The 12351-nt window shown below is 30.7% G+C and carries 10 protein-coding genes; 4 read left to right on the top strand and 6 right to left on the bottom strand.

The window, feature by feature from the left end; translation table 11 throughout:
• Window positions 1-279: 279 nt before the first annotated feature.
• From G8C41_RS02060 to G8C41_RS02045, 4 genes are all read left to right on the top strand, one after another.
• The gene (locus G8C41_RS02060) at window positions 280-1332 is read left to right on the top strand and encodes a lactonase family protein (protein WP_166005953.1); all 1053 of its coding nucleotides are present in this window, start codon (window positions 280-282) and stop codon (window positions 1330-1332) included.
• A gap of 117 nt (window positions 1333-1449) precedes the next feature.
• Window positions 1450-2742, top strand: coding sequence for a phosphopyruvate hydratase (gene eno, locus G8C41_RS02055; RefSeq protein WP_105297989.1), 1293 nt, complete (start codon window positions 1450-1452; stop codon window positions 2740-2742).
• 334 nt (window positions 2743-3076) lie between these two features.
• Complete coding sequence (locus G8C41_RS02050; protein WP_160566883.1) at window positions 3077-4360, top strand: citrate synthase; 1284 nt, start codon at window positions 3077-3079, stop codon at window positions 4358-4360.
• A gap of 97 nt (window positions 4361-4457) precedes the next feature.
• Window positions 4458-5726, top strand: a complete 1269-nt coding sequence (locus G8C41_RS02045) for a DUF2851 family protein (protein ID WP_166005952.1) — start codon at window positions 4458-4460, stop codon at window positions 5724-5726.
• 119 nt (window positions 5727-5845) lie between these two features.
• Here G8C41_RS02045 and G8C41_RS02040 read toward each other — a convergent pair whose 3' ends face one another.
• The 6 genes from G8C41_RS02040 to gldK all read right to left on the bottom strand — a co-directional run bounded on the left by G8C41_RS02040 (window position 5846) and on the right by gldK (window position 12335).
• Window positions 5846-6514 (bottom strand): rhomboid family intramembrane serine protease, encoded by a 669-nt coding sequence (locus G8C41_RS02040; RefSeq protein ID WP_166005951.1) that lies wholly within the window; start codon window positions 6512-6514, stop codon window positions 5846-5848.
• Window position 6515: 1 nt separating this feature from the next.
• Entirely contained in the window at window positions 6516-7559 is a 1044-nt protein-coding gene (locus tag G8C41_RS02035; RefSeq protein WP_160566891.1) for an NAD(P)/FAD-dependent oxidoreductase, read from the bottom strand.
• 103 nt (window positions 7560-7662) lie between these two features.
• Window positions 7663-8598 (bottom strand): gliding motility protein GldN, encoded by a 936-nt coding sequence (gldN, locus tag G8C41_RS02030; protein WP_105298159.1) that lies wholly within the window; start codon window positions 8596-8598, stop codon window positions 7663-7665.
• A gap of 28 nt (window positions 8599-8626) precedes the next feature.
• Window positions 8627-10153 (bottom strand): gliding motility protein GldM, encoded by a 1527-nt coding sequence (gene gldM / locus G8C41_RS02025; RefSeq protein WP_166005950.1) that lies wholly within the window; start codon window positions 10151-10153, stop codon window positions 8627-8629.
• A gap of 32 nt (window positions 10154-10185) precedes the next feature.
• Window positions 10186-10869 carry a gliding motility protein GldL gene (gene gldL / locus G8C41_RS02020; protein ID WP_160566901.1) on the bottom strand — a complete coding sequence of 228 codons (684 nt, stop codon included), beginning with the start codon at window positions 10867-10869 and terminating at the stop codon, window positions 10186-10188.
• Between the two features lie 53 nt (window positions 10870-10922).
• Window positions 10923-12335, bottom strand: coding sequence for a gliding motility lipoprotein GldK (gene gldK / locus G8C41_RS02015; protein ID WP_160566905.1), 1413 nt, complete (start codon window positions 12333-12335; stop codon window positions 10923-10925).
• Window positions 12336-12351 lie beyond the last annotated feature (16 nt).

Genomic DNA, 12351 nt, shown 5'->3' with positions numbered 1-12351 from the left:
TTGTAGAGTAGTTAAGTTATAAGATATAAAAACAAAATTTTTACGTCTTAATTTCAAAAAACTCAAAAAAAGAAGCTATAAAATATATGTTTTTTAATGTTATATCAAATATTGTACTTAACTGAAAAAAACAGAAATAAATATTCATTATATAAAACAGGATATTATATTATAAAGCATTTATACTTTATTTATATTTCAAAATTTTAAAAATAAAAATAATTTTATATAAATATTTTTTAATAATTTTAAATAATTATTTTAATACTAAAAAACAAAATGAAATTTTATTTAGTTATAGGTACTTATACTGATGGAGAAAGCAACGGTATCTATATATATGATTTTGATTCAGAAACCGGAAATACTTCATTTATTGATAATGTTTCGGTTAATAATCCATCCTATTTGGTTATAAACCATAAAAAAAATCATATATATTCAGTTAGTGAAAATGATGATAAAGAAAGTTCCATAGTAAATTCCTTTTTATTTGATAAAGCTTCCGGAAAAATTTCCTTTCAAAACTCACAGGCAGCCTATGGCGCTGCACCTTGTTATATTACTATTGAATATCAAGATAAATACATAGTTACGGCTAATTATATAGGAGGAAGTATTTCTGTTTTTAAAACTGAACCTGACGGAAGTTTAAGTCCCATGATTCAACAGGTTAATTTTTCGGGGAGCAGCGTACACGATGTACGGCAAAATCAATCGCATCTTCATTGCGTGGTGTTCTCTCCCGATTATAAATATCTTTTTGCTACGGATTTAGGAAGTGATAGAATTTATAAGTTCAATGTAAATTATTCTACAGAAAAGAATTTTCTTACGTTTTTTGATCCGGCTTATATAAATGTTGCACCCGGTTCAGGTCCTCGACACCTCGTATTTCATCAAAATAAAAAATTTGCTTATCTAATTAATGAATTGGGTGGAACTGTAGTTGTTTTTAAATATGAGGATGGAAATTTAAAAGAAATTCAGACGACTGTTTCCGATGAATACAAGGCCGAAGGAAGTGCAGATATTCATATACATCCTAATGGCAAGTTTTTATATTCTTCCAATAGATTAAAAAAGGATGGAATATCAATTTTCAGTATCGATCAGAATACTGGTAAATTAACTCCCATTGATTATGAAAGAACTAATATCAATCCCAGAAATTTCGTTATATCTCCTAATGGTAAATTTTTGATAGTAGCTAATCAAGATAGTGATACCATTCAAATATTTTCCGTTGACCAAAATACAGGATTTTTACAAGACACCAATCAAAATATAAAAATTGATATGCCGGTCTGTTTAAAATTTATTTCTCCATAAATAATTTTATATTTTATAGCATCAACAATACAATAAAAAATAAACTTTTCATAACCTCTATATATTAATAAATGAGTATTTTTGTATAAAATTTTAACAAACAAATTTTATAATATTATGAGTCTAATAGCACAAATTCATGCAAGACAAATCTTGGATTCCAGAGGAAATCCAACAGTTGAAGTTGATGTAATCACCGAATACGGTACTTTGGGTAGAGCAGCTGTTCCATCTGGAGCATCAACCGGTGAATATGAAGCTGTTGAATTAAGAGATGGAGGAAAAGAATATTTAGGTAAAGGAGTTTTAAAAGCTGTTGAAAATGTAAATGATGTTATTGCACCTGAATTAGTTGGAGTTGATGTCTTTGAACAAGCTTTAATAGATAAAACAATGATTGACCTGGATGGTACACCTAATAAAGGTAAATTAGGTGCTAATGCTATTTTAGGCGTATCTTTAGCTGTTGCTCAAGCTGCTGCTAAAGAATTAGGATTACCATTATATCGATACGTTGGAGGTGTAAACGGTAAAGTTCTACCTGTTCCAATGATGAATATTATCAACGCAGGTGCGCATTCTGATGCTCCTATTGCGTTTCAAGAATTTATGATTATGCCGGTTGCTGCAGATTGTTATTCTACTGCTATTCGCATGGGAACTGAAATTTTCCACTCTCTTAAAAAAGTTTTACATGACAGAGGTTTAAGTACTGCTGTAGGTGATGAAGGTGGTTTTGCTCCTAACTTTAAAAATATTGAAGATGCATTAGATACCATTTTAGATGCTACCAAAAAAGCAGGATACACTCCGGGGCAAGATGTTATGCTAGCTCTAGATTGTGCTTCATCTGAATTCTTCAAAGACAATAAATATGATTATTCTATTTTTGAAGGTCAAGGAGGTAAAGTAAGAACCAGTGAAGAGCAGGCTTCTTATTTAGCTGAATTAACTGAAAAATATCCAATTATTTCTATTGAAGACGGTATGGATCAAAACGATTGGGAAGGTTGGAAAATACTTACCGAAAAAATCGGTAAAAGAGTTCAATTAGTAGGTGATGATTTATTTGTTACCAATGTTAAAAGACTTGAAGACGGTATTAAACAAGGAGTAGGAAACTCAATCTTAATTAAAGTTAATCAAATCGGAACTCTTACAGAAACTATTGATGCTGTACAAATGGCTCAAAATGCCGGATATACTGCAGTAATGTCTCACCGTTCCGGTGAAACAGAAGATAATACGATTGCAGATCTTGCCGTTGCATTAAACTGTGGTCAAATTAAAACAGGTTCTGCTTCTAGATCAGATCGTATGGCTAAATACAACCAATTACTAAGAATTGAAGAAAACTTAGGAGAAGTTGCTGTTTATCCTCAATTCAAAGCTTTTAAAGTTAAAAGATAATTTATTTTATAAATAAAGATAAACGGAAAGATTAGTTAATTCTTTCCGTTTTTTTATTGCATAAATTCTCGACTAAATTATCTCCATTAAAAATTATTGACTTATATGGGAAGAATAAGAATTTTTTGGGATTTCCTCCCATATTTGATAAGTACACTTATCCATACTTCCAAAAAATTATAAAAATAGACGATATTTATTTTAACTTTTTCTTCTAATTTACTGTTTTTGAATGTTTTTTTTCAATATTTCTTTTATAATTTTTTTTCTACTAATTTTAATTTCATATATTCAAAGAATAAAACAACTAATAAAATAAGAAAGAAAATAAAATATGTCAGACACAGTAAAATTATCCTATGAAGGCAAAGAATATGAATATCCCATTGTTGAGAGTGTTATTGGCGACAGAGGCATAAATATATCCAAATTACGAGATGAAACCGGACTAATTACTTTAGATGTCGGCTTCAAAAATACAGGTTCAACTAAAAGTAAAATTACATATCTTGATGGAGATTTAGGTCAATTATATTATCGAGGATATCCCATTGAACAAATTGCTAAAAAATCAACCTTCACCGAGGTTATGTATTTATTGTTAGAAGGGGAGCTACCTACTCAAGAACAATTAAACAGATTTGAAGCGGACATAAAAAAGAATAGTTTGGTAAGTGAAGAAATGAAACAAATTTTAAAAGCATTTCCTCGCTCTGCTCATCCAATGGGTGTTTTATCTACCCTTACCAGTTCCTTAACTGCTTTCAATCCTCATGCTGTTAATGTTAAATCTGAAAGAGATCTATATAACGCATATACCTTATTATTGGGTAAATTTCCTGTATTATGCGCTTGGACATACCGATTAAAATTGGGTTTACCTTTGAATTATTCTAACAACAGACTGGATTATCCTCACAACTTTTATCAAATGATGTTCAGAATGCCAACTGAGGATCTAGAAATTGATGAAGTAGTTGTTGATGCCATCAACAAATTGCTTATACTTCATGCTGATCATGAGCAAAATTGCTCTGCGTCGACTGTCCGAATGGTAGGTTCAGCTCAGACCGGATTATTTGCCTCAATATCTGCAGGAGTTTCAGCCCTTTGGGGACCTTTGCACGGAGGAGCTAATCAAGCAGTCATCGAAATGCTCGAAATGATTAAAAATGACGGAGGTGATCTTCAAAAATGGATTGATAAAGCAAAATCAAAAGATGATAGTTTCCGTCTTATGGGATTTGGACATCGGGTATACAGAAATTTTGATCCTAGAGCTAAGGTAATAAAAAAGGTGGCTGACGATGTATTCAATAGATTAGGTGTTGAAGATGAAACCCTTGAAATTGCTAAGAAATTAGAAGAGGTAGCTTTAAATGATCCTTATTTTATTGAGAAAAAGCTTTATCCTAATGTCGATTTTTATTCCGGAATTATCTATAGAGCTTTAGGCATTCCAACAGAAATGTTTACAATTATGTTTGCTTTAGGCAGATTGCCCGGATGGATTGCTCAATGGAAAGAAATGAGAATGAATAATGAGCCTATTAACAGACCAAGACAAATCTATATCGGTAGTCCTAAAAGAGATTATATCGATATAGATAAAAGATAAAATATCAATTCATTGTAGAAAAAGTTTTAGTAATTAGCTAAAACTTTTTTTATTTTCATTAAATTTATCTTATTAATTACTTGAATAAGACTAAATTATGAAAGAAAAGTTACTGCATTATATTTGGCAATTTAAAAAATTTAACACTTTAGATCTGTATACTAATGATGGCAAAAAAGTTGAAATAATTCAAGCGGGAACTTATAATACGAATGAAGGCCCGGATTTTATTTTTGCTAAGTTAAAAATAGATGATATTGAATGGAACGGTAGTGTTGAAATTCATGTAAAATCATCGGATTGGTTTAAGCATAAACATGATCTCAATAATTATTACAAAAATATAATTCTTCACGTTGTATACGAAATTGATGATAATAAAGATAAAATCCAAAATTTATCTTTTCCTATTCTCGAATTAAAATCCTATATTTCCAATGAGATTTATAATAATTATGAATTTTTGGATCATCAAACATTCAAATTTATCCCTTGCGAAAATTTAATTGACAACTCATTAATTTGTGATATTTTTTCTTTCTCAGAAAATTTATACTTGGACAAATTAAAAAATAAATGTGAACGTATCTATGAAATTTTGAAAAGAAAAAAGAATGATTGGGAAGCCACCCTAACTACTGTTTTAGGGTATACATTAGGTCTCAAAATAAATGCTTATGCATTTGAATATATATTTTTATATTTAGAGTATGGGATTATCAGAAAAATTTCAAAAAATCTTTTTCAAACCGAATCTTTATTATTTGGAACAACTCATAAACTGGAAAATAGCGTTGATACGTATCCTCAAGATTTATATAAAGAATTTAAATTCTTGCAATCAAAATTTAATCTACCGGAAAAAATTACTGATGTAAAATATTTGAGATTAAGGCCTTCAAATTTTCCTACCATTAGATTATCCCAACTTGCAAACATTATCTCTACTTATCAAAATTTATTTTCTTATATCATAGGTATCAAATCTGTAAATCAGTATTATCGGCTATTAGATGATGTCAAAGCATCCGGCTATTGGAATGATCATTATGTTTTTGATAAAAAAACATCGTCAATTTCTGAAAAAAGATTAACTAACTCACTAAAAGATTTGCTAATATTAAATGCATTTCTTCCCATAAAATATGCTTATTCTTTAAGTATAGGAAAACCTATGGAAGAAGAAATTTTTGAAATACTTTCTGAAGTTAAAGCTGAAAATAACTCGATTATAAAAAGTTATAATCAATTAGGTATTAAAATTAATTCTGCTTTAGACTCTCAAGCATTTTTATATTTATATGAAAATAAGTGTTTAAAAAAAAAATGTTTAAGCTGTAAAATAGGATATAAGATTTTAAAGTAAATAAGTAATTGTTTCTATGATTATTTTAACCAATTAAGTTATATCTTAAATTTTAATTATAATACAATCACTATTACTTAAAATAAAAACATTTAAAAATTATGGTTGATTAAAAGTGCTTATTCTTTGTGTTTATTAACAATTAAGTAGATTAAATATGCGATAGGAATTAGCATTAATAATAAATAAATGGGTCTAAAATTAGTAAAAGGATAATAGGGATACTCACTAACAAACAAGAGCCCGCAAAGAATACCAAAAAGTGCTCCTCCTAAATGAGCATCATGTCCAATATTACCCAATTGAGTCTTCATTCCATATAAAGAATAGGTTAAATAAACAACACCAAAAATCCATCCCGGAATAGAAAATGGTAAAGGAAAAATTCCTATTGAAATTTCTGAATTTATAATAATTGTAGCAAATAAAATCCCGGATACACCGCCCGAAGCTCCTATTGCACTATATTGTGGATTATTTTTATGCATCCATAATGCCAATAAATTACCGCTTATAATGGATCCGAAGTATGTTATAAGAAAAAACAGATTTCCATAATTTAGTAAAAAGACTGAAAAAAAATAAAAGGCATACATATTGAAAAACAAATGAGCAATATCTCCGTGTAAAAATGCTGAAGTAATCATCCTTTCCCATTGTTTTCCTTTTAAAATAGCATCGATATTAAACTTATAACGGTTAAAAAAATTCTGATCTTTAAATCCTTTAAAACTAAGTACACTGGTAATTATAATAATACCTATTACAATAATATTTGAATTTTCCATTTTATAAATTAAATCTATTAATATTTACCTCTGACATTAATTCTTTTCCATTTTCCATATAATCAAATAACTCTTCAGCCATAATAGGGGCTAACATAACTCCCCTGCTACCCAAACCATTAAATATAAACATATTTTTATGTTCAGAATGCTCTCCTAATAAGGGTCGACGATCAACAACTGTAGGTCGTATTCCTGCAAATTTTTTAATAATTTTATAATCAATAGTTAAAAACTTATTCAAATTATTAATTAGTTCGCTCTGTCCTTCTTCAGATATTTCATCATTTACTTCACGATAATGATAAGTAGCTCCTATATAATAATAGTCTTTTTCCATAGGCATAATAAAAACCTTAGCTTTTACGATATCAGAAAGGCCTAATCCATCGGCATGAATTACCATGGTTTCGCCTTTGACACCTTCCATAGGAAGATAGCTAAAAAAAGGGTTATACTTTAAAGCATATCCATCACAAAATACGACTTTTTTAGCTTTAATTCCTTTATATTCATAATGATTTATCTCATTTGTTAATTGATTAAAATCAAATATATCGTCAATTATCCTATTTTCATTAAGTAAAAATTTTCTAAATTCCCTTAAAAGTTCTCTAACAAATATCTTTCCAGCCTTATAAACTCTTCCCATTCCAAATTTTGCTATAATATTTGGATTGATCGAATCATAAATTTCAGTATCTAAAAAAGGTTTTAAATTTTCATTCCTTACAGACTTTTTTTTCCAAGTTTTAACTTCGTCCTCATTCGCAAAAATTCTGTATAAATTTGAATTATAAACTAGTTTTACCTGTAATAAATCTTCAAATTCTGTAAATTCTTTACGTAATTTATCAATTTCAATTTCTGCGTTCCAAACGGGCGTAAATCGTTTTAATACCACGGGATTATACATTCCCGATGAAACAAATGAAGCCGAGTTGGAAACTATATCTATTATTTTAAATGATTTGTTTTCTTTATATAATTTATGAGCCAAACAGGAACCTGCCAATCCTTGACCTATAATAAGATAATCTAACATACTTTTTATATTATCGGAAGTAGTGTATTTTTTGTAAAGATAAAAAAAAAGTCCTGAATCAATTTGTGTGATTCAGGACTGTATTTTATTAAAATTCATATAATTAATAATTCCACATATTGTTTTCTTTCTGTAGAATTTCATTTTTAATTCTATTACTTTCTTCAAGCTGAGATTTTGCATCTCCGGGTATATAATTTGATATCAACCCGTCACCATATTCAGATTGCGATTTATAAATAATTGAACTGAATCGTCTTGCGTTAAGAACATCATCATAGGTAATTGCTGAAGATCCGTTTTTAGGATTATACACTGTACAACTGGATAAAACTTCTCTAGCTCCCGGATAAAATATCCAAAATAAGTCGATCAACTCTTCATCTCCTTGATAGCCAAGCATAGCGGCTTCTGAAAGCCCCATGACTTGAGGATCCGGTCCCATAGGTGCAATTCCCAACAAACGATATTTCATTTGACCTAATCGTTTATCTATATACCACATTCCTTTAATCTTAATTAATTTCACGCTACGTGTATCCGTTTTAAAATGATCTACTCCTTCAACCAAATCTTGAGCAGTAATTTCTTCCCCGGAAGCTCTTTTATCTTGAAGCCACTCGGATTCTCTTATTGCTTGGATTTTATTTTGAAGATTTTCGGGTGAAATTCTTGATGTAAAGTTATCATCATCATATACTTCAGTTATGTTTCCTGAATCAATACCCTTAAAAAGAGCATCGTATAGGGAGATATAAGTTGCTGAAACATCCTCATAAGAATAGTAATAAGGTTGATTTAATTTTTCATTTAAATCTATAATCTCCCATACTACTTTAGACCATAAAATATCTTTATCTTCAATATACCCATAGGGTAAGACAGTCGGAGCAGTAGAAATTGTATCCGTTCCATTTACAATATCATACCTCTCTTCTCTCATTTCTCTTAATTCAACAGGGGACTTTGCATTTAAGATATTTTGTGCAAATGCTCCTGAACTTATTAAGACTGTTAAGCTAAGTAATAAAGATTTCATGTTAAAAATAGTATTATTAATTTCTTTTTTATTGAACATTTATAAGAATAGGTGAAATACTTTGTTGAGATATTCCGGATGCTGTAGCAGAAATATCAAATATTAATACTTGATCACCTGATTTTAATCCTTTTAAATAATCTGCAGCCGGTCTTAATGAATTTCCGGAATAAGGTCTCGCTGCTGCTCCCGGTCTCTTCAATTTAAATCCGGTAACATTAAAGGTAACAGGGAACTCAAAATCCGGTATAGCTGCTGATACAGTTTGATTAGATACGGAGCTAGGCGGCATACTTACTACATTCGCACCTCGTATGGTACCTTGCGCTTTAGGTACATTCTTAATTCTAAATGCAACAGTTGTAGAAACAGTTTTTCCAGAAGAAGTTTTTCCTGAAATGGTAAAGTTGGTAGTTGTTCCTGAACCTGCTTTATATATCCAACCTTTTCCTGATCTTGAAAGACTACCGTTTGAAGTACTCATACTGATAGTAGATGCATCAACTCCGGTAACCGATCCGCTCATAGGGTTATCTACACCTCTATAAACTACATTCATTTTATCTGCTACTACAGTTCCTCCGGTTGGTAAATCTTTAACAACATCTTGAACAACTTCGTATGTTTCGTCAAACGATTCTGTTTTAATACCATTTGCTGTTTGGTATGAGATATTACCTGATAAACGTTGTTTTCCTACTCCGGAAGCAACCATATTAACTATAGCTTTTCCTTCTGATAAAGGAATATTTCGTCCGTTCAGAGTTATAGATCCTTTTAATGAGTTATCATATGCACCGAAACCAATTGTAACATTAAATTTCTCTCCTGCTCTAACGAATTTAGGTGCAGAAACGATTGGAACAAAGGCTTTCAATTCGATTTCATCTTGCAGTTTGTTAGCTAATAAATCTCTAACTCTGTTTCCTTCTTCAGTTCTAATATTTGATTGTAATCTTGTTAAGTTAGTTAGAGCTGAAATCATAGGTTGATCATAAAATTGATTAACAATCCACGGTTTATTTTGTTTATCTGTAAAATCAAATAATTGATCAATCCTTTTCTTTGCATTCTCATTCGCTCCTTGCAAAATAAATTGGGTAAATGTTTTAACCTTTGCAATCATATCTTGCACATCTTTTGTAGCTGTGTTATCATTTGCAAAGAACACTTTATTAACTACATCTGTATTTTGAAGCGAGTTATAATTAGTTTCTTCACCTGCTGAAGGAGGAGTATATTCTGCAGCTGTCGCTAAACGATTTTTTACTTCTTCAATCGCATCTACAGCTGTCTGCGCTTGTTTTTTAACTTCATCTGATTTTTTTGCTATCTCTACATACCCTTCATTTCCATCGGCTTTTTTAGCATCGATTTGTTCATAAAAGGTTTTATTGTTTTCATCCGTTAATTTTGTGGATAATTGTAAAGATTCATTTATACCTTCGAAAGAACGTAAAACCTCTCTGTCTACATTCATTGCCAACATAGCAATAAACACTAAATACATTAGGTTTATCATCTTCTGGCGTGGTGTCTGTTTTCCTGCTGCCATTTTTACTTATTTAATTTTTAAATTTAAAATTATTAAGCTTTCATGGCATTAAGCATACCACCATATACCTTATTTAAGTTGTTTAGATTTGCTGTTAATTCAGCTAATTGTTTTTGGAATGTATGAGAATACTCTCCTGCTTTGGATAAATCATCCACAAATTTTTGGTTCGCTTCTGCATATTTTTTTCCATTATCTAATTGCAATTGGTATAAAGCATTTAAATTTTCTAAATGTGAGGAAGCTATACTTAATTGGTTTTTATATTTTTCTGTTACAGAGCTAGCTTCTACTGTTTTGTTAATTCCTTCAACTGCTTGTCCAAAGTTTTCTATACCCCCTCGTAATCTTTCCAATAATCCTGCATCTAATTTAGCTTGAGAAAGCATTTGATCTAATTTAGTTGACAAAGATATTTCTGCTTCTTGTATGGATGAGTCCTTTATTTGAGATTTTGATTTTTTCTGTGCTGATGAACCGTCTAATAATTCCGGATATGCTTTTTCCCATTCATATTCAGCCGGAGGTGGATCAAACGCAAATACCACAAATATAAAAGCTTCTACAATTAAACCTATTGCCAATATGGTACTACCGGTTATAGGACCTAATCCCCAGTGATTAATTTTAAATAAAGCACCAATGATAACTACTGCTGCACCTAAAGAGTACACCATATTTAACACTTTATCCTTTGATTTTGTTTGATTTGCCATTTTTCTAAATTTTCTAAATTATTATCTATATATTATTTAATTATCAGTACTAATTATCTTACCGGAGCATGTTTTTTAACAACCGGGAATCTACCCTTAGCCCCTTCCGGTATGGTTTGAACTCGTCTAAAACCAATAAAACTTCTGGCTGAATCTTTATGTTCCCAATCTCTTTCACTCACCATAAGCATGTAACCTATGTCTTTCCATGATCCTCCTTTTATAACTTTTCGAGGGTCTTCAATTCTATTTCCTAAATAAGGATTTAAGGTGGATGATATTATATAAGAACTATTATTATATGCGGAAACAGTCCATTCAGAAACATTACCGGCCATATCATATAATCCAAACCCGTTTTTACGGAAAGATTTAACTGGGGCTGTGTATAAATAACCATTTTCATTTTCCATGTAATCCCCTCTTTTAGGTTTAAAATTGGCTAAATAGCAACCTCTATCATCTATTAGATAAGGTCCTCCCCATGGATAAGGAGCATTTTCTAAACCTCCTCGTGCAGCATATTCCCATTCAACTTCTGAAGGTAATCTATACGGAAATACTTTATCTATTTTTCTTTTTCTGCTTTGGTTATAATCGTTTTTAGATTTTGTACTATAAGCACAAAAAGCTCTTGCTTGATCCCATGTTACCCCTACTACAGGATATTTAGAATAAGCTTTATGCCAAAAATACTGTTCAAATAAAGGCTCATTAAAAGAATAATTAAAATCTCTCAGCCATACAGTCGTATCCGGATAAATAGCTATTTCTTCTCTTCTAAGAAAATCTTTACCTCTACCTTTATTTTTAACTGCCTCCAGTTGATCAATCCATGTGAATTGGTAAATTAATTTTCTAGCATCTATAACTCTTTCATTGTTGAATCTTTCTTCCGGCGGGTAATATAATGATTCTAATACTTCTGCATAAGCAACATCAGGGTATCTGGAAGTATTCCATTCTAAAGGCACCGACCAATCTAACTTTTTAGATTCGTCATATCCTTCTCTCCCCCCCTGTTCTTCCAACATTTGCTGATATGCAGTCTGTTCTTTTTCTGATTTTTTGTTTAAATAAGAATATCTTCCTATTCCTTCTCCTCCTTCTTCACCTCCTCTTTCTGCTAATAGGGAACGAACAATGGAATCTTTAACATAGTTTACAAATACTCTATATTCAGCATTGGTTACTTCAGTATCATCCATATAAAATGCTGATACGGTAACAGTAGTTAAAGGGGCTTTTGTGTTTGTGCCGGTGAAATCCATGTCAGATTGCCCTAAAACAAAAGCTCCACCCGGAATAGGAACCATACCATACGGTTTTTTGTTATTCCATTGCTGACTCTTTTGCGTAACTACAATCTCTCCTTGTGATCCCGGTTTTCCTGCTCTTCCTTTTTTGGATGAATTACAAGAAATTATTGTTGACGTTGCCAATAAGAGTAATAATACTTTTCTCATTATAACCAAAGTTTCT

The sequence above is a fragment of the Apibacter sp. B3706 genome, assembly GCF_011082725.1.
GTDB lineage: Bacteria > Bacteroidota > Bacteroidia > Flavobacteriales > Weeksellaceae > Apibacter.
This window is presented reverse-complemented; position numbering and strand designations above follow the sequence as displayed.